Below are 20,292 nucleotides of genomic sequence, written 5' to 3'. Positions count from 1 at the left end.
TCCTTCGTCGGAATGACAATATTATATAAAACCTTTCTGATTTAAATTTAAAATTTTACTGTAATAAAACTTTCGACAAAGTATCCTTATTATTTTCAGGTTTTGTCCAATCTGTTTTTTGAGTTGGATCGATTCCGTTGAAATATTTTTCAATATTAGTATAACCGTCACCGTTTGAATCTTTGTTCGCATCTGATGCATCATTTGGATTCAACCCAAATTTCTTTTCCCACGCATCCGGTATGCCATCACCGTCTGAATCTTTATAGGCTTTTCCTTTGTATTCCGGATAACCGCCCACCTGGTCAGGATGTGTTATAATTCCTTTTTTGTATGAATCGGCAGGTAATCTTCTTTTGATAAATGCTGCGCCAATTGTATTTTCCAGACCCTCTCTTACTTCTATTTTTCCAGTGCGAACCTGTTTGATCACTCTTTCGTCAACTGCATCACGTTTAGGCAAAGTTGCGCCTGCATTTTCCAGAACAAAATCATAAGCCTGTTCCGCTTTCATAATAGAAATTGGTGGCATTCTAAAAGCTTTATCTTGTTTAATTTGTGCCAAAAAGTCTTTGGTAACTTCAGACGATAAATCCTCTAATTGCACTCCTCCGTTCCAGTTATCAGCTGATACCTCAGGTGATCCCATAATAAAGTTTCCGTCAACAAAAGCTTTTCCATACTGTTTTGGACTGATATAACCTGATTCTGGTTTGATAATCCGGTAGCGAATCGGCTGATCAGTAGGCGTGATAGGTCCTGGTTTGAAATAATTATTGATAATGTTGTATTGCGAACGGTAATCACCTCCATCAAGGGTACGATTCCACCAGTTGAAAACCACATTATTTACAAAGTTAAAACTTCCATACATTCCAACGGAGGCATTTCTCGAAATATTATCGGCCCACAAATTACGGATAAACATACTATTTAAACCACCGATAGTGCTACCGAAAGCATGATTGTAAGTATCCAGACCTTCTGATGAAATGGTATTCTGAATGGTCACATTCACAGCCGGCAGTTTTTCTAATTTAGATTTTTCATTCACCTGAAACTGGTGGCGGTATAACGAAATATTTTCATCTAATCCCCAGCTCATTGAGCAGTGATCGATAATTACATTTCCTATTACGTTTCCTCCCAAAGCATCGTCACGACGCGTGACTTCGGTTTCTCCGCGGCGAAAACGCATGTAACGAATGATGATATCGTGCGTATCCAATAAAACAGATTCTCCTGCAACGCAAATTCCGTCACCCGGTGCAGTTTGGCCCGCAATTGTAATGTAAGGGGCACGAACGGTAATTGGTTTTTTAAGACGAATGATTCCGGAAACGTTAAATACTACAGTACGGGCTCCAACCGCTTCAAGTGCTTCACGAAAAGTTCCTTTTCCGCTGTCTTCTAAACTTGTAACGACAAATATTTTACCGCCCCGACCACCTGGTGTCTGAGCTCCGCCTCCCATAGCACCGGGAAAAGCAGGAATATCAGCGTGAACTAAATCGGTTGGTAATGATGCCCAAGGCACATAAGGGCGACCCAGTGATGCCTCGTCTTTGATGATCTGTTCATTGGCTTTCCAAATCTGATCCAGACGTTCACTTTCAGCCTTCATCATGGCATCGGTTTTTTCCTGTAGGGGTTTTGGAATATCAGGATACTGAGCATAAGCTGATGAAACGATCGAACAGAATGAAAGTGCTATTATTGTTCTAAGAGTCGTCTTTTGAAAATTGTTTTGCATCATCATTAGTATGAAGTTTGTAATTAGAAGAGTTTGACACTGTAATTCATACAAAGTTTAACTTGTAACTTTAAAAATTAAACCTGTCAAAAAATAGCCGCTATTCTTTCTTTTTATCCTTTTCTTTTTCTGCAATACGTTTATTCCAGCCTTCTCTCTCTTTGGTTAAATCATACCCTTCTTTAGACAAGTAATTATTGATTCTTCCTTTATATTTACCAAACCAGGCATGCTTTTCTTTTGATGAACCACCATCCATGGCGTGTTCTCTTGCTTCAACCAAAGCATCATAAATGTATTTTTTTTGAGCTGCTGTCAAGGTAGGTATCATATCATTATACGCTGTTACCGTAATGGGAAGCACGCCATACGTCATACCGTCTTTTACCTCAGTAATTTTTGCTTCGTTTAACTGTGTTTTTAATTTTTTAAGATAAGCTTTGTGCAGTTTATCAATTGCTTTATCTGCATCTGCTTTTAGTTTATCAATCTTCTCGTTTTGTTTTTCTTTAGTTAAAGCACTGTCGTCTTTTACTTTTTTAACTGCAGTATCTCTTTCGTCCTGAATTTTGCTCAAATCACGAAACTGCTGTGCAATGATATTGGTTACAGCTGTTTCTTTTTGTTTGTCATTTAAAGCTAATTTCTCAACAATCTTAGCCGCTCTTTCATTGGTAACCTTTACATATTCCGGGTCTGCATACTGTTGTGCACTTAGTTTGCAAAAAGCAAAAAGCAAAAACAATATTCCTAATTTCTTAATTGATGTCATTTTATTTATTTTTTAGTCTAAAGTCAAAGGTCATAAAGTCGAAGGTTTATCTCAAATTTTATGACCTAACTTCACTTTTTATTTTAAGTCTAACAAAGGTCTTACCAAAGTTTCTTTATTATTTGCTAAATCTGTCCAGTCTACTTTGATCGTCGGATCTACCCCGTTGATGTAATCTTCGATATTCGTATATCCATCTGCGTTTAAATCTCCTTTTGCATCAGAAGGATCTTTCGGATCTAGCCCGTATTTTTTCTCCCAGGCATCCGGCATACCGTCTTTGTCTGTATCAACATACGGCTTACCTTTATATTCTGGATAGCCTCCTACTTGTGAAATATCTGTAATGATTCCTTGTTTATACGAATCCTTCGGCAAACGACGGTGTTCAAATTGGTAGAAATCCTTCTTCTCTAATCCTTTTGCATATTCCGGAACTCCTGTTTTTACTGTTCGTACGATTCTTTCATCCACTTTATCCCTGATAGGCAAAGTTGCCCCCACATTTTTAAGAACAAATTCATAAGCCTCATCTGCTTTCATGAAAGGACGGAACCATGGCATTGGGAAAGGTTTGTCGCTTTTCATTTTATCAAAATACGTTTTAGCTTCATCAAAACCCATTAATTCTCCTTTTTTGTTCTCCAGTTGTACACCACCGTCCCAGTTGTCTTTGGTTACTTTTTCGTTGCCATTCACTATGTTTCCATTTATATACGCTCTTCCAAAAACCATGTAAGGCAATTTGCTCCTGCCAGATTCCGGTTTTAAGATTCTGTAGCTAATTGGTTCATTTAAGTTCGTTACAGGTCCCGGTTTGTAAAAATTGTTAATGATATTGTAGTTTGCGGTATAGTCACCACCATCTGTTGACCTGTTGTACCAGTTGAAAACAACATTGTTTACAAAATTGAAAATTCCGTTCCAGCCGATAGAAGGGTTTCTACCTGCATTGTTAGCCCACATATTTCTCATAAAAGAGCAGTTTTCTCCACCTAAAGTACTTCCGAAAGCATGGTTATAGGTATCCAAAGCTTCTCCGAATAAACTATTCTGAATAGTAATGTTTACCGTACCCACTTTAACTTCCGGATAACCGGCACCAGGATTATACATGTGACGGTACATAGACATATTTTCATCTAATCCCCAGGTTGCAGAAACGTGATCGATCATGATATTTCCAACAGGGTTTCCTCCAATAGCATCATCACGGCGGCCCACAAAAGTTTCTCCCCTACGGAAACGCATATGTCTGATAATTACATCGTGTGTATCAATCCAGGTAGATTCTCCTGCAACGCAAATTCCGTCACCAGGAGCAGTTTGTCCCGCAATAGTGATATAAGGCGCACGAATTATTAATGGACTTTTAAGTCTGATAATTCCTGATACATTGAAAACTACTATTCTGGCTCCGCCTTTTTCGCACGCTTCACGTAAAGTTCCGGGTCCGCGGTCTTCTAAGCTTGTTACCACATAAACATTTCCGCCACGTCCTCCAAAAGTGTACATACCTCCTCCTTCAGCTCCTGGAAAAGCAGGTATAGACGCCTGTGGTAAATCTGTTGGTCTTGATGCCCATGGAATAAAAGGCTTGCCGTGTTTCGCTTCTTCTTCAATTACAACTAATGCTTTTTCCCATGCTTCGTCTGAAAGTCTGTTAGCCTCAGCGATAATAGCGTCCTGCTGTGCTTTTATTTCAGGGCTGATTTTTGGGTATTGAGCAAAACATTTCATGCTTCCCAAAAGCAAAAGAGGTAATACAAATAATGCTGAATTTTTCATGTTAATTTTAATTTGGTAATTCGATTTAAACAAATCACCTGTATCTTTTTGAAGGAATACAGGTGAAAAGTCTCATTTCAATGTTAACTTTTTATTAAGATATTATGAAAAATGCCTGATATGTTCAGGCATTTTTATTTTATAAATTATTCTTGGTAAATGAAGGTTCCTCCTGAAGCTGAAGCACCATTCCATCCAAGGGTTTGTATTAACCATGGGTTTAAAGCTAAAATATCTTGTTTAAGTCCCATTATATAATAGTTTGGTTTAAAATCAATATTAGCTGGTTGTTTATTAATATTATCCATTGGTTCAACCAATTCTGTGCGAACTAAATTATTTGTGTAGAAAGCTTCTAAAGCTGCTATTTGAGTCTGGAAATCTGATTTATCAGGATCTACAGAGATATCTGCACGTGCATTTAATAAAGGATCAGTCGTAGACCCAGAAGGTGTTTTAGTTTTATACTGTAAATAATATCCTGTACGTTGTGTGCCGTTAATAGTAGGAATACCAAGTTTTATATTTGTATTATCCTGATTTATAGAATTATCATCACTATATAACATCCAACGCTGAACATCCCAGTAACGTTTTCCTTCATATGCTAACTCTACACGACGCTCGTATAGACAAGCTTCAATTGCGGCATATTTATCTGTTAAAGTTCCTATACCATAGTTATTAGCAGATGATATCCCAACTCGCTTTCTAATTTGGGTTAAATAAGCAAGCGTATTTGGTATATCCCCTTTTGCGGCATAACATTCTGCGATATTTAACAATAACTCTGCATAACGGTATTCAAAAATATCAGTTCCGGAATATTGAAAAGAAGAAGCATTACTAGCAGTAGGATTTGACATTTTTCTAACAAAAGCAGGGCTATTTTCATTATTATTACCGCTAAAAAAAACTTTATCTTTAGTATCTAGCCATCGATAAGCCCATACAGTCGGTTGAGCCGTAGTTGTTGTGCTTGAATTTGTATAAGGCCAGTAACTTCCGGAAAAAGCAAAAGTTCTGTAAAAACGAGGGTCACGATTTTTAAAGAATAAAAACTCATTATAATTATTAGCAGCAGTAGGTCTTGAGCCATTTGCCATCGGAAACAAATCAATCATTTCTTTTGGTGCTTCTATAGCACCGCGACCTCCCTGGCTAATCAAACGCAGACTTTGTTCCCATCCATTATTTACAGCAGCTCCAGTATTTACACTAGATAGTAACTGCACCACAATAGCTTCTTTGCAAAATGCATTATCAACTAAAAACATGTCCTGCCATTGTTTTGCTGTAGTACCAAATAAACCAAAACCATCAGCAGTTAATTGAGTTTCAGCAGCCAATCCTGCTGCTAAAGCTGCGTCCCAACGCTCCGTAGAGCTATCCCAGTTTTTATTAAACAGAGGGCTGGCATATGTTAATAAAACTCTTGCTTTTTGAGCTAAAGCAGCCCCTCTTGTAAATCGACCATAATTTGCTGCATCCCATGTAGGAGGTAATAAAGTGGATGCCATATCTAAGTCAGCAACTATTTGAGCAACAACTTCAGATACCTTAGCACGTGGTAGTTTAATAGTCACGTCATCAATATCAGAATCCTGCGTATTTGTTACTATAGGTACACCACCATATACTCTCATCAAATCAAAATACTGAATCGCACGCAAATAATAAACCTGCCCTTTAAATTTTTTTCTAAAAGCTTCATCTAAATTTGCACCAAGAACATCAATTTTTTCTAAGAAAGCATTACACTCACGTATTCTGGTATAAGGATTATTGGTTATTTTATCCTCAATTCTTGCACCGTAATATGCATCCCCATCAGATGCATTTACGTAAGATAATGTAGGATTAATCAAACTTTGCATCCCGCCAATTTCTTCAGTAATTCTTGAACGACTGTCATTATACAGTCCTACAACAGATTTTAATGGTGAATTATATCCCTGGAAATAATCATAATACATGTTATTTACATACCATTCAACTTTATCGGCGCTTTCGTAAAAAGTATCATCATCATTTCCGTATTGTTTTTTTTCTTCTAAGAAATTATCACTACATGAAACACTCACTACAACAAGCGTTGCCAATGCAATAAGTAAGTTTATTTTATTTTTCATAATTAACACTAGTTAAAATTAGAATGCAACATTTAAGTTAACTGCCCAAGTTCGTAATGTTGGGTAAGCAGTAAGTGAATCATCATACATATTACGATAATGATTAGGATAAGGATTATACAAATCCCATAAATTCTGTCCTGTTACTCCAATAGTAAGACTTGAGATATTTAAATTTTTCAAGACCTCTGTAGGCAAACCATAGCCTATCGTTAGATTTCTGACAGTGCAACGGAAAGTATCCAGCATCCAAAAATCTGATGGAGCACCAGCTCCCCCTCCTGGTACATTACCATCCGGGTCATTAAGATAGCCCATGTTTGGATATTTCCCATCGACATTATCTTCTGCATACATATCATTCCAAAAAGTTTCATGAGACCACATATTGTGAGTTGAAGCAGTTAATTGTTTAACACGATCTATCATACGGATACCTCCCCACGAAGTTGCAATTTGTGTACGAGCGTAAAAACCTTTGTATTTTACTCCTAAATTAGTTGTAAACCCGTAAGTTCTGCTTGAGTTAACTAATTTAGCATAATCATTATTGTGTTCAATTCTTCCGTCTGGCCCTGCCTGAGTACCATCAGTTGAATTATACTGACCTCCGATATCCTGATATGCTAACTGCCCTTTTGCTAAACCTGACATTGTTGAAACTCCCATAAAATTTGGCGTTGTTCCTGCTGCAGTAGCACGTTCTGTTAAATAATTCCAATAGTTCTGTATATCTTGGTCAGTTCTCAGGATACCATCACCAGTTGAAGTTTGTTTCCATGTTTTGAAACCCCATGAAGGGAAAAAGAGTGATCTTCCTTCCATTGTCTGGTTATTAGAAGGATGCAATAATGCCTGATCAAAATATCTCTTAATTTCATTATCAGAAAAACCAAAATTCACACCCACACTATATTCCAAATTATTTTTGATTTTATCGTTCCAGTTCAAGCCAACTTCTGCACCCCATGCATCAACAGCCGCATAATTCTGTTCGGCAAAACCACCGCCAATAGTAACAGGAATTCCAATTGCCGCAGATGTTTTCGTTAGCATTTCTGTATTCCTGTCAAAATAGAAATCATACGTCATCTGTAATCTGTTTTTTAAGACATTAACATCGAACCCTAAATTGTGTTTAATCGTAGTATCCCAACCTACATTACGATTCGGTTCAACTCTAGGTGTAAGACCATTCGTCAAACTACCTCCATTAGAACCAAATTGCCAGCCTTTATCTGTATTAATATCATATAATTTTTGCCATCTCCAAGCAGTTACATTATCTTTTCCTGTTTTACCAATAGAGTAACGAATTTTAAAGAAATCAACACCCGGTAGCGCTTCTGTAAACCAATCTTCTTTTGATGCAATCCATCCTACTTGCGCAGAAGGGAAGAATCCCCAATAATTTTCTGGAGCAAACTTTGTAGATGCATCACTCCTAAAAATTAACGTAAGTAAATACTTAGATTTATACGCGTAATTGACACGCCCTAAATAAGACAATGTACCACCTTCTGCTCTTTCAGATAAAGAATGCGCCGGAATCAATGTTCCCGCAGTATGATGCGTTCCTGCATAATAAGAAGGAGTATTTTCATAATATAAACGTGTCTTTTTAGAATCACTTTCAGAACGCTCCATAGCAAACATTGCCCCTATTTCATGATTACCAAAAGTTCTGTCATAATTCACAAAGAAGTTTGACTGCACACTAGTGCTTAAGGTATTGTCATAAAGAACTCTGGCATTTCTTGTATTAGTATCAATACTGTAATCTGAATCAGATGCTGCACTTGCAAGGTGGTTACCCTCTGTCTCATAATTTTTAATTCTCGCCAAGGTATAAGGTAACTGGACTTGCTCTGAATTATCAGAATACTGAATTCTGGCGTAAGATCCTTTTACAGATAAACCTTTTACAAAAGGTACTTTATAATTTAAAGACAAGTTTACGTTGTATGAAAAGTCCTCATTTACAGATTTTGACCCGTTCGCTAAGGTTGCAAAGTAATTCCAGCCTGCAATATTATTATTAGTATTTGCACTTTGCAAGTTTCGATCTGAACGTGGAATTGGAGACATAAAATAGGTTTTATCATTAACTGTAGTTTCCCAAGGAACATATTGCGGCATATGCAACAATATTGAATAGTCAGCTTGTTCCCCACCAGCAGAAGCACCAAAACTACTATCATTAAGAGTAACTGATTTGGTATATGATTTTTCAACTCTGCCAGTATTGGCAGCAACAGTAGCTGCAAAATCTAAAGAACTTGAAATTTTAGCTGTTACACCTGTACGGAAAGTCCATTTACTATAATCCTGGTTTCCCAGGTTTGCTCCCTGATCCAAATAAGTAGCACCGGCAAAGTAGGTTGCTTTTTCTGTACCTCCACTTATATTAAAAGCATGTTTTATCTGTGTAGCCGGTTTCCAGGCTTTATCCAGCCAGTTATAATCTAACCCCTTCATTTCTTCTAATTCAGCTTGAGAATAAAGGCTTTGGCCAGTTCTTGTTAAATTTCTGGCCGTCATAAAACGATTAGAAAAAACACCAAATTCATAAGCATTCATCACTTTACCGTGACTAACCGCATCGTTAATAGCAAATTGTTGCTGATATGAAAATTTGGTCGCCCCAACTTTACCTCTTTTAGTTTTAACTACAACAGCCCCCTGAGAAGCACGAGAACCATAAATAGCAGCGGAAGCGTCCTTTAAAACTGTAATACTTTCTATTTCTGTTGGATCCAAACGATTAAATGTCTCCAAAGTTGGCTGCCCTGTAGCAGGATCAACCTGTACCATATCATCTATTACAATTAATGGTGTTGTATAACCTCCATCTTTAGAAAAACTAAAAGTCTGACGAATTTCTAAAGAAGCCGCTTGTCCTGGTCGTCCAGATCCACCATTAACAGATAATCCAGGAACCAAGCCTCTTAATGCTTCTGATAAGTTTGTCACTGGTAAATCCTGAACATTTTCAGGTTTAATTGTAGCAATAGCACCAGTAATATTATTTCTCTTCTGTTTTCCATATGCCACAACTACAATATCATCCAATACATTAGAATCTTCCTGCATTTTTGTATCAAGATTAGTACGCCCATTTAATGGAATCTCTATTTTTTTCATTCCAATAAACGAAAAAACTAATGTAGCACCAGGCCTTACACTAATTTCATACTTTCCGTCAAATCCCGTTGTTACGGAATTTTTTGATGACTTTTCTGTTACGTTAACTCCAGGCAGCAATAACCCTGTATTGTCTGTAACAGTCCCTGTAATCTTAATTTTACTGCTTACATTTTGGGCATAAGTGATAATGCTCATCAATGTAAACAAAATAAAACTACATCTTTTGATAAGTGTTTGTTTCATAAACTTTTGATTTAGTTAGATTAATAGTTAGGTTTTAGTTTAGTGTATAAATACATTCCTAAATTAAAAAAAAAGCGACATTTAAAAGGTTCTTTTAAATGTTTGCCTATTTTAAACGTTAAAAACACATTTATACTTGGTTTCAAAAATATAAGGATTGAAAATTACAACTGTCCTGTAGCATCCTGCTAAAAAATAATCATCAAAAAAAAATAAGTAAAAAAAGTATATTCTTAAAAAAATGTAAGACTAAATAGTGTTACATCAAAAAAAAGGAGAAAAATTTAAAAAAAGTAAAACGAAAGCAATTAAAACAAGAAAAAACACCTTAAATTGAAGCTATTTCAAAAAAAATCGTTAAATTAAAATATATCCTTAATCTAATTTTTTTACTAAAAACATTGTAAGAAATCGATTTCTTTAAATTAAAATTCTTACAAAAAACACAAATGATCCTAATTAAAAAAAAATTAAAAAAAAATTAAAATTTACTTCAAGAGTAGTAAATTCTTATTAATACGAAAAAGATATTCTGGCCTTTAAGTGTTTAACATAACAACATATTTTGGCAACTCGATTATCTGATGGCAAGATTTGAGAATACAACAAAACAATTGTTTTATATCTAAGTTTGTTTTTACCTTAATTATTTAATTATCAATAACATAACACAATTGATCTATAATTTAGGATTCCAGTGCTCTAATACATTATCCATGGTGTATTTTTTGAGATCTGATTTTTTCAACTGATGTGACCATATTACCCTTTTAGAAAGATCTTTAGCGCCTTCCCCTTTACTTCCTAATTCGGCGTAATAAACTGTTTTTTCCTTGTCTGGAAAATTCTTATCTCCTTTCCAGGGATTCCAGCCTTCAGGTAGTATGTGTGAACCTAACTCTGTATTGATAAATACCGTTTTCGCAAAAGGTCTCCACGGACGCCCCAGAAAAACCTTGTCCACTGTACTGTCTTTCGCAGTAAGCTTGCAATCTACAAATACAAATCCGTATGTATCTTGCTGGGTTGTTGATGCCGCAGTCACATAAGAATTGCTTAAACTTTCAATAGTACAATTATAAAAGTATGCTGTTGCTGCACCAAAAATAAAATCGGTTGTACCATTGATATAGCAGTTTTCAAAATAATTTCGGGTTCTGCCTTTTGCTAAATACAAAGTATCCTGATTTCCTAAAATGGAGCAGTTTTTTACAGAAACCCTGTCACCTTCAGTATGGAGAGCCACTGCCTGACCTACTTTACCAGCGGTATTTTCTATAGTCATATTTTCTACCGAACAATCATTTCCCTGAACTAACAAAGTATAAGACGTATACGTACTAAATTTTGTATCTCCCGTAACGTCAATTCCTCTAAAGGGTTTTCCAGAAAAATCATTGTATGAAATAAGCGTCTTTTCTCTGTCTGAACCTTTTAACGTAATATTTCTTTTGAAAGCCGGAATCACTACCTTTTCATTATAAATACCCGGTTTAATTGTAATGATAACTCGTTTTTCTGCGTGATCCCTTACTTTATTAATCGCCTCCTGAATGGTTTTAAAATCTCCGGAACCGTCCTGGGCAACGGTTAATTCGAACCGGTTATCAGTTGTTTGTGCAAATGAAAGGGCATATACTAATGCCATAAATAAGGTAACGATGTGTTTCATAGTCAATTGGTTTTAAAACAGACAAGTCATATAAGGTATCAAAGTTGGGAAATTATTTTTTCTCTTGCTTATGAATCCTTATATGACTTATATGGTAAAATTGAAATTATTTTAATGAGAAAGCCATACCGACATTTCGCCTTTGCCGTGATTTCCCCACGCAAAATACGGAATTAATTTTACAGTAAACTCTTTCCCATTTTTTGCAGAAATGGGTTTGTACAGCTTTTTATCCCAGGAAGTATCATTATTAATGGATGAACTGGCCGTTATAGATACCAATTGTCTATCTCTAATTTTGACAAAATCTGTCGTGAATTTAGAATTGACATCCAAAACCACTTCGTTAATACTTGTATTCGCAGGAAGCTGATCAGATTCTAAGCAGTAAACAATCGGACCTCTTTTTACAGCAACCTGATTTTTCACTTCTTCTACCAATGGATTTGCCTGCATCAATTCGACCGGCATTGGGATATTCAATTCGATAACATCTCCTTTTTTCCATTGTTGTGCTAATTTTTGGTAGGATCCTGAAGTTACAGCCTCATTTATATTTTTTCCATTAACTGATATCGTTGCGCCCTGGCTCCAACCCGGAATTCTCAATAAGAAAGCGTAAATATCTTTCGGCGCTTTTACGATTTTCAACGTAACTTTTCCATCCCACGGATAATTGGTTTGTTGTTCAATTTCAATTTTTTCTCCGGAAAGCGTAATTGAATTCAAATTGTTACTTCCGTATAAGTTCACATACAAACCTTCTTTCGAAAAGTTATAAGCATAATTGCTCACCTCAGCAATTGTTCTGGTTACGTTTGGCGCACAGCAGTTTGACAAAGCGATATAACCTTCACGTTCTTTGCTCCATCTTTGTTTGAAAGGCAAATCTTTAGAAACATTCAGCGGATTGTTATAAAAGAATTCCTTCCCTTCCAGACTGATTCCTGATAATACACTATTATATAATGCCAATTCTACAATATCCGCATATTTGGCATCACCTGTAATCTGAAGCATTCTCCAGTTCCATAACACGTTTCCAATATTAGCACAGGTTTCCGTATGAGCCGTTGCATTTGGCAGTTGAAAAGGTCTTCCATAGGCCTGATGAATTTTCTGAACATCTGTTGGATTATAAGAAGTTCCGTCTGGCGAAACCCCGTCATATAAAGAACCGCAGGCTCCTGTGATGTACATTTTTCGATACGTTACATCATCCCAAATTAATTCTAAATTATCCAGTAATTTTTTCTCTCCGGTTTCAGCATATAAATCGGCTACACCGGCATACAAATAATTCGCTCTTACCGCATGACCCATTGCTGTTGTCTGCTGTCTGAACGGAATCCTGTCCTGATTATCATCTGTTCCGTCATCTGTAGTTCCTCTAATGTCAATCAGATTATTAGCTAATTCGAGATATTTCGGATTTTTCGTGGTGCGGTACATTTCAACAATTCCCATATAATGCGAAGGGCAAATGGCATTTCGAGCCAATTCTGGTGATGCTTTTTTGTAGAAGTCATATAAGAAGTCTGCAACACCTTTGGCAATATTCAGGAAATTTGTTTTGCCCGTGGCACGATAATGAATGCAGGCTGCCGTCATCAAATGCCCCATATTGTATTTTTCGAAACCTAATTGTTTCTTCACTTCTTCCGGACCAAGAGTCCCCCAGCGTTCATCGATCAAAACCGGAGTGTGCAAGTAACCATCTTTGCGCTGTGCCTTTTCGAAAAGTGCAATCGCTTTATCCATTTCTACATCCAGCTTTTTATCTTTAGTAACGGCATACGTTGCTGCCATTCCCTCAAAAATCTTATAAAAGTCCCCATCATGAAAAGAAGGCCCTTTGAAAGTTCCTTTGCTTATTCCGGCAGCAATTTCGAAATTTTTGTATGCATGGGAAACCTCATCGTTATGATACAAATCCAACATGTACGGAAGCGTATTTTTGGTTTCTACATCAAACTGTTCTTTCCAGAAGCCACTCGTCCATTTGACATCTTGTAAACCTACACTTTGTAATTTCGAATAAGGGCTTTCTGAATTCGCTACTAAACCTTTGTTTTGACCAATCATAAAAGTGCTTATAAACAAAAGTCCCAGAGAAACATTTAATAAATTTTTCATTTCATTATTTTTTTTGAACCATATAAGTAATTGAAGTTCATTTAAGCTAAACTTATATTTTCTTATATTACTTATATGGTTTGATTTTTATTTTACTTCACAAGAAAATTAATCGTTCTGCTCATTGTATCTCCATCGGCATCTTTAACTGTCAGGACAAAAGAGGCCAATCCTGGCTCAATAGGCGTAAACTGAACTTCTTTTCCTTTTAAGACTACTCTTCCATTTGTAAGATCCGAAAAGGTAAATACCGGACTTGCTTCGTATCCTTTAAAATAATCCGCAGCATTTAAAACGGTTTGCTCTCCTAATTTCACAAAGAAATGCGGCTGTGCCATCCAGTCTAAATAATTGTCCAATTGCGTAAATCCGTCTTCGTCTAAATCCGTATTAGCATCTGAGAAATCTCCTGCTTTTGAATTTTCATTTAAACCAAAAGCCTGCTCCCACCAGTTTGGTAAACCATCATGATCCGTATCCCAGTCTGCCGGACGGGTTTCTGATGGAAAGTTTGGCCATCCTCCTGCATCTTCTTCATTATCAATCATTCCGCCTAAACCGCTTTTACTTCCTTTATAGGTAAAAGTTCCTTTTAAAGTTTCCTCTACAATTCGGTTATCATGCTTATCAAAAAATGGCTGATTCGCACCAACATCCGAAAGTACATTTTTATAAGCTCCATCTGCTGACTGCGTATTTACATAAGACTCGAAGAAAGGTTTATCTACAAATGTCTCATAGTCAACTTTATCGTTGTTAGTAATCGTTGTTTTTCTGCCTTTTTCCTGAGATTTTTCATCAAAATAACCCGGCATTACATTTCCGTCAAAGAAATAACGCTGCATTCCTTTTCCAACACCTTCGTGCTGTGCATTTAGTGCTACGAAAATTCCAGTTGAAGCTCCGGGTTTATAGAAATTATTGACGAAATTAACTTCATTTGCTCCACCGTCAGTAGTTCTTTTCCCCCAGTTGTAAACGACATTGTTTCTAATGTCAAGTCTTCCTGTATAAAAGCCGTCACCACTCAAGCCTCCTCCAATACTCCAGTTTCTTCCGTAGTTATGTGCTAACAAATTATGGTGAAAACTTCCGATATCACCCCCAATAGTCGCTGCATAACCGTGCATTTTTCCGGCTTCGTATTTATCATGCCCAGCTACATTTAAAGCTTCTGAAATTAAAGTTCGCTGTAACGTGATATGATGCGCACCACGCGAACTAAACGATTCATCAATGGTCCAGCTGATAGAACAGTGATCGATAATACTATAATCAGCACCTGTTAATCCCATTCCGTCAAAAGTAGTTCCGCCTCCGATTCTTACTTTTAAAAATCGAATTACGCCATCATTCCCAGTTAAACCAATTGGCGCACGGCTAATCGTAATTCCTTGGCCAGGAGCTGTCTGTCCTGCAATAGTGATATAAGGCTGATTGACTACTAACCTTGATTTCAACTGAATGTCGCCTGAAACATTAAACACAATAGTTCTCGGCCCGATTTGCTGATTAATGGCGTCACGTAAACTTCCAGGTCCGTCATCGTTAAGGTTGGTTACTTCAACAACTTTTCCGCCGCGGCCTCCAACAGCAAAACGGCCATAACCTTCAGCTCCCGGAAAAGCAAGCTGAGCCGGTTTAAATGACCAGACATTTCCTAATGTAACGTTTCCTTTAGCATCTACTTCATCAACACGCCAATAATACGTTGAACCGCTGTATAAATCAGAAACCAAAAATGTTTTGTCAGTCAGTTTCCCTTTAAATTCTTTTGAAGATTCAGTAGCATTTGCCACCGCATTTTTATCTTCTCCAAAAAACAATTTATGTGCCACTGCATTTTTTGAAGCATCCCATTCCAATAAAATCTTTTTGTCAGATGTTACAACATGCTCATTTGCATTTTCCGGTTTTGGAGAACGCGCCTGATTCATTAAATTTGGCGTATCAAGTTCAAAACCATTAATCACAATCTGCTTTACAATATCGGGATTAGTTGCAGGTTCAATTTCAAAACGAACTACTACATCTTTTCCTTTTTCAGCATTGAAAGTGATATAAGCCATTGCGGCATCAATTTTTGCATTGGCTCTCTGACTTGCATTTACCGTTTCCTGAAGTTTCCCGTTAACAAAGATTTTTATAGGTGATAAAGTTTTTCCGGCGACAACATCAAAAGCATTGTGAAAGGTTAAAAGCGTGTGTTTTCCTGGTCTCAACCCGCTGATTTTCATTTCTAAATTTTCAGCTGTAACCAGTCCGTCAGCCCCTAATTTATTGTAAAACGGAGCATTGATCCCTACTTTATACCATTTAGAACTAAAATCCCCTTTCAGTTTAAATATTACACCATTAAACGTTTTTTGGTCTTCTTTCATTTCATTTACCACCCACGAATCATAGCCCGGAGCATGAACTTCTTCCAGTCTTCTCTGGAAAAAATCAAAATCGACTTTTATGATTTGTTTTTCAGCTGTTTTTCGAACTGATTGTGCCTGTACATTTGCTGATAAAAGCGTTGCCAAAACAGCAGCACTTACTAATTTTTTAATCATCTTGCGGTATTTTTTTCTGTTTCTGTTTCCCCTAACAGATTAATAATGTGTGTTTTTCTCTCTTCTGGAACTACTTTTAAAACCTTTAATTCTCCATTAATCAATTCGGCTTCAACCGTAGTATTATGTTTAGCGTGTAATTTAAAATGAACGTTCCATTCTTTTGGCCATGCTGGAAAAAGATAGATTTTTCCGTCTGCTTCCTGCAACAGCATTTCCTGCATGCCAATCATTCCCGAACCGCCCCAGTTGTGATCTGGAACCCAGTCAAAACCCGGTCCCCAAAATGCGGGAAAACGTCTTTCCGAATTCGCCATCTTGAGCAGATTGTATTTTTTTGCTTCATCAGTCACACCTAAACGTGCGGCAAAAATATTGTCCTGTTTCCACCCCACATGGCTTCTGAATTTTAAAGCATCCGAATCGTATTTCCATGTATTTAAGGCCTTTTGTAAATCTGGTTTCCCAACGCCGTAAATTCCCCACGGATAAACTGGATACAATTGTGGCACTTCCGTATTATTAACTCGCTCCCAAGTTTTAGCAGGAAGCAAGACTTTATGATTTTCAATTTGTCCAAAATTCAAAGGCGGAATTCTATTTTGAAATGCTTTTAAATAGTCAACCTCTTGTTTTGACAATTTATCCGTCGAAAGGGTTAAAAGGCTTTCTGTAATAACTTGCAAAGCCGAAATTGTGCTATTGGCATTATTCGTCATTTTATACGTTTCAGCAGCTGAACCCGGAAAAAGAATTAATTTACCGTTTCCATCTAAAGCCTTTCGGCCTCTTTGTTTGGCTAAATATTGGTAATGTTCATCAAAAAACCGAAGACAACTTATGATAAAGGGATTGTATTTTTGAATGTCTTCTCCTGCATATTCCCTCTGCTGAAGCATCATTTGACAGAATTCCAAAACAGTGTCCCATTCGTATTCAAGCCAGGCGTTATATTCCATGCCCGGATCATAATCTGCGGGACGTTTCCATTCGTATTCTGCCGGATTTGGCAATCCGAAATTTTCTAATTGTTCTGTAAAAGAAGCACCGTTGTGTTTCCAATAGACTTTACTGCGTAATTCGGCATTTTTTTGAAGACTTACATAATAATCCAACTGCGATTTCATCATGTCAAAATCACCGCTTTTTACCATCGGAAAATAAACCAATCGCTGGTTTTGAGCTGTCATCGTTCCTCCGCCCCAATTTCTAAAATCGGGTGTAAAATTCAAGTCTTTATTGGTGTGAACAGGATCAACCGTAAACAATCCGCCGTTGAATTTTGTTGGATATTTCCCGTATGCATTGCATCCGAGCATGTATCGGAACAATTGATAATTCTGTCCGATTTGATACACCGAATCTTTCTCAATCGATTGATTTTTTTGTGTAAAAATAAAACTGCGGTTCCAGAAATTATTCCACCATTTTATCGTGTTTTTTTCGGCTTGTTTTGAAGTGTTTTTATTGGATAAAACCAAACTTTTTAACCCATTATCCCAAGTAGAAAAATCTGATTGATTGCCATTTAAATAAATTTCTAATGACTGTTTTTTGGATGGTTTTATACTTGATAAATTGAAACCTTTAAACTCGGTATCCTGATATTTCCCTAAATAAGTCCCATCTGCTTTTAAGTTATCGCCTTTCATGAATCCTCCGAAAGTTAAATTGGCAATCGGATTCATCATTTGGTCTTTAACCGATTCCATTTTTTGCTGTTTAACCGCTACATCAAAAACCGTATTTTCTCGATTTCTGTGGTAAAATTTGATACCGTTATTTTCAAAAGCAATCGAATCTTTAAAATTGATAATATCGCCCTGAGGTGCCCATTTATAGGAATTGGCATTGTTTTCTTTTCCTTTGGAAACACGATTTTGATGACGCCAGTTTTCATAAGAAGCCGTCATTTTCAACGGATTTTTACTTTCTAAATCAACATGAATAATCGGTTTAAAAACATCCACCCAAAGTTTGATTTTAGTATCATTCTGTCTAACCAAAACATAACCCTCTTTCAGTTTCAGTTTCTGATGAAAACCTGCCGAACCATCAAACGGATTGGGACTTAAAGCAATTTTTACTCTTCCTAATTTCAGTAGAGTATTATGTTCGTCGAAAGTTCCGCTTCGCGAAAAATAGAAATACAAATTTCCCTTTTCAACCCAGACATTCATACCAATGTCACCTCCACCCAAAGGCATAGATTCGGATGAATTATTGCTTTGCGTTGTCCAGATTTGATTGTAATTATCAAGCACAGGGATTTGCGCTTTGAGGCAAAGCGTGGTGAAGAAAAGTATAAACAGTATATTATTTTTCATTTTTTACGTTTCCCTGGAAGGTTTCCAAAACCTTGTAGGTATATATTTTTTTAAATTTTCTCTCGCGGATTTAGCTGATTAAGCAGATTTAATTTTATCTCCAAAATCTGCCAAATCTGCGAGAGTTATAAATTAAGCCTCCTTAAATCTTTGTCGAGCTACTTGCGGAGATTTGCTTCGCCTATTCGCTATCGCTCGGGTCTTCTTCGTCGAAATGACAAACCAGGCGTTAAACTCGTACTTCAAAATACCTACAAGGTTTTTAAAACCTTGCAGGAGCAACCGTGTATTACCATTCATCCGTTCTAAATGAAGAAACCGGTAAACCTCCCGCACTAAACAATTCTGCTTTTGCGAAGTCTTTCCACAAATAGCGTACCGCAACTGGTTTGACAACTTTATCCGAAGTCAGAACCACTGATTTTCTTCTCACTACCGTTTTTGCAGGATAAAAAACTTTGTCTTCTCCTGCTATTTCAAAACCTAAAACTTCTTTATCATAAGACGTAATTCCGTTTGCTACATCATCAAAAGAAACGGTTACTGAACCGTCTTTAATTTCCATCGACTTATATTTCGGACTTTCAAATTCGAAACCTTCCATTCCGTAGGTTCTTGCCAAAGCCTGAAAAGCCAGACGATTTCCTCCTTTTTCCTTGTCCATTGGGTGAATGTTGTTTTCTTCTCCAACATCCATTAAAACGGCCATTGCCGAATTCGGAATTTCCTTCGAAGCCTTAAACTGCGCCTCTCTCAAATAAGCCGAATTGTATTTTTCCTGATAATCATTTGGGTGAAAAGAAGCATAATTAAACGGTGCGATCTGAGCGAAATAAAAAGGAAATTCTCCCTGATTCCAGATTGTTCTCCAACTGCTTACCATTTTCTTCATTAAAGCAGTGTATTCATTTGCTCTTTCGTAATTCGATTCTCCCTGATACCAGATACAGCCTTTGATTCCGTAACCAATTACAGGCGAAAGCATTCCGTTAAACAAAGTTGTTGGAACACGATTTGGATCTTTTGCCAATTCTTCTTTTGTGGTCGGAATTTTAGCGCTGGCAAAATCTTTCAGCATTTCCTGGTTCATCCACGCCTCCATACTTGAACCACCGTACGAAACATGAATCAACCCAACCGGAACATTTAAAACTTCCTGCAATAGCGATCCAAAATACCAAGCCGTAGCACTAAAATTGGATGTTGATTTCGGAGAAGCTTCTTGCCATTTTCCTTCAAAATCGTCTTTTGGTTCTAAAACCGTTGCTCTAGGAATAGTGATCAAACGAATGTTTTTATTGGTAGATCTTACAATGATTTCGTTTCCGTTTTTTACGGGCTGTCCCTGAAATCCTTTTAATGGCATTTCCATATTCGACTGTCCGGAACAAAGCCATACTTCTCCCAACAAAACGTTTTTTATGATTACTTTTTCGTTTCCTTCTGAAACTTCAATGGTGTATGGCCCACCAAAAGTGGAAGTTTGTAATGCTGCTTTCCATTTACCAGAAGCATCGGCTTTTACTTTGTAAATTTTAGAATTCCACGATGTTTTGATTGTAATGTTTGCATTCTTTTCTGCCCAGCCCCAAATTGGTGCCTTTGATTTTTGCTGCAACATCATATTGTCTGTAAACAATGCTGGCATTTTGATTTTTGCATTTATTTGAAGGCTTGCTAAAATCATTGCTACTACAAGAATGTATTTGATATTTTTCATTTTATATTTTTTCTATTTTAACTTCCTTTTCAAACCTTTTACGG

At 36.8% G+C, this 20,292-nt stretch carries 10 protein-coding genes; all 10 read right to left on the bottom strand.

Annotated features, from left to right (window positions below; all coding sequences use genetic code 11):
- Positions 1–55: 55 nt before the first annotated feature.
- The 10 genes from ACNC7R_RS02700 to ACNC7R_RS02655 all read right to left on the bottom strand — a co-directional run bounded on the left by ACNC7R_RS02700 (position 56) and on the right by ACNC7R_RS02655 (position 20,248).
- A complete protein-coding gene (locus ACNC7R_RS02700; protein ID WP_417939476.1) occupies positions 56–1,753 on the bottom strand; it encodes a polysaccharide lyase in 1,698 nt (565 codons plus the stop codon).
- A gap of 100 nt (positions 1,754–1,853) precedes the next feature.
- Positions 1,854–2,525 carry a DUF3826 domain-containing protein gene (locus ACNC7R_RS02695; protein ID WP_417939475.1) on the bottom strand — a complete coding sequence of 224 codons (672 nt, stop codon included), beginning with the start codon at positions 2,523–2,525 and terminating at the stop codon, positions 1,854–1,856.
- A 78-nt stretch (positions 2,526–2,603) separates the two neighbouring features.
- Entirely contained in the window at positions 2,604–4,313 is a 1,710-nt protein-coding gene (locus ACNC7R_RS02690) for a pectate lyase family protein (protein ID WP_417939474.1), read from the bottom strand.
- Between the two features lie 146 nt (positions 4,314–4,459).
- A complete protein-coding gene (locus ACNC7R_RS02685; RefSeq protein WP_417939473.1) occupies positions 4,460–6,445 on the bottom strand; it encodes a RagB/SusD family nutrient uptake outer membrane protein in 1,986 nt (661 codons plus the stop codon).
- An 18-nt stretch (positions 6,446–6,463) separates the two neighbouring features.
- Complete coding sequence (locus ACNC7R_RS02680) at positions 6,464–9,835, bottom strand: SusC/RagA family TonB-linked outer membrane protein (protein WP_417939472.1); 3,372 nt, start codon at positions 9,833–9,835, stop codon at positions 6,464–6,466.
- A gap of 679 nt (positions 9,836–10,514) precedes the next feature.
- A complete protein-coding gene (locus tag ACNC7R_RS02675) occupies positions 10,515–11,507 on the bottom strand; it encodes a pectinesterase family protein (protein WP_417939471.1) in 993 nt (330 codons plus the stop codon).
- A gap of 111 nt (positions 11,508–11,618) precedes the next feature.
- Positions 11,619–13,643: a glycoside hydrolase family 127 protein gene (locus ACNC7R_RS02670; RefSeq protein WP_417939470.1), complete on the bottom strand. Its 2,025-nt coding sequence runs from the start codon at positions 13,641–13,643 to the stop codon at positions 11,619–11,621.
- A 92-nt stretch (positions 13,644–13,735) separates the two neighbouring features.
- Positions 13,736–16,201: a pectate lyase family protein gene (locus tag ACNC7R_RS02665; protein ID WP_417939469.1), complete on the bottom strand. Its 2,466-nt coding sequence runs from the start codon at positions 16,199–16,201 to the stop codon at positions 13,736–13,738.
- The gene (locus tag ACNC7R_RS02660; protein ID WP_417939468.1) at positions 16,198–18,528 is read right to left on the bottom strand and encodes a DUF5703 domain-containing protein; all 2,331 of its coding nucleotides are present in this window, start codon (positions 18,526–18,528) and stop codon (positions 16,198–16,200) included. Before ACNC7R_RS02660 ends, ACNC7R_RS02665 begins: the two co-directional genes overlap by 4 nt.
- Before the next feature lie 289 nt (positions 18,529–18,817).
- On the bottom strand, positions 18,818–20,248 hold the full coding sequence (locus tag ACNC7R_RS02655; protein ID WP_417939467.1) for a sialate O-acetylesterase: 1,431 nt from the start codon (positions 20,246–20,248) through the stop codon (positions 18,818–18,820).
- Positions 20,249–20,292 lie beyond the last annotated feature (44 nt).

Source organism: Flavobacterium adiutor (assembly GCF_048282555.1).
Taxonomy (GTDB): Bacteria; Bacteroidota; Bacteroidia; order Flavobacteriales; family Flavobacteriaceae; genus Flavobacterium.
Note: the sequence above shows the minus strand (reverse complement) of the source record. Positions and strands in the feature narration are given on the sequence as shown.

Excerpts from the sequence above, each read along its gene's own strand:
- ACNC7R_RS02700 (WP_417939476.1), bottom strand. The coding sequence starts at position 1,753 with ATGCAAAACAATTTTCAAAAGACGACTCTTAGAACAATAATAGCACTT.
- ACNC7R_RS02695 (WP_417939475.1), bottom strand. The coding sequence starts at position 2,525 with ATGACATCAATTAAGAAATTAGGAATATTGTTTTTGCTTTTTGCTTTT.
- ACNC7R_RS02690 (WP_417939474.1), bottom strand. The coding sequence starts at position 4,313 with ATGAAAAATTCAGCATTATTTGTATTACCTCTTTTGCTTTTGGGAAGC.
- ACNC7R_RS02685 (WP_417939473.1), bottom strand. The coding sequence starts at position 6,445 with ATGAAAAATAAAATAAACTTACTTATTGCATTGGCAACGCTTGTTGTA.
- ACNC7R_RS02680 (WP_417939472.1), bottom strand. The coding sequence starts at position 9,835 with ATGAAACAAACACTTATCAAAAGATGTAGTTTTATTTTGTTTACATTG.
- ACNC7R_RS02675 (WP_417939471.1), bottom strand. The coding sequence starts at position 11,507 with ATGAAACACATCGTTACCTTATTTATGGCATTAGTATATGCCCTTTCA.
- ACNC7R_RS02670 (WP_417939470.1), bottom strand. The coding sequence starts at position 13,643 with ATGAAAAATTTATTAAATGTTTCTCTGGGACTTTTGTTTATAAGCACT.
- ACNC7R_RS02665 (WP_417939469.1), bottom strand. The coding sequence starts at position 16,201 with ATGATTAAAAAATTAGTAAGTGCTGCTGTTTTGGCAACGCTTTTATCA.
- ACNC7R_RS02660 (WP_417939468.1), bottom strand. The coding sequence starts at position 18,528 with ATGAAAAATAATATACTGTTTATACTTTTCTTCACCACGCTTTGCCTC.
- ACNC7R_RS02655 (WP_417939467.1), bottom strand. The coding sequence starts at position 20,248 with ATGAAAAATATCAAATACATTCTTGTAGTAGCAATGATTTTAGCAAGC.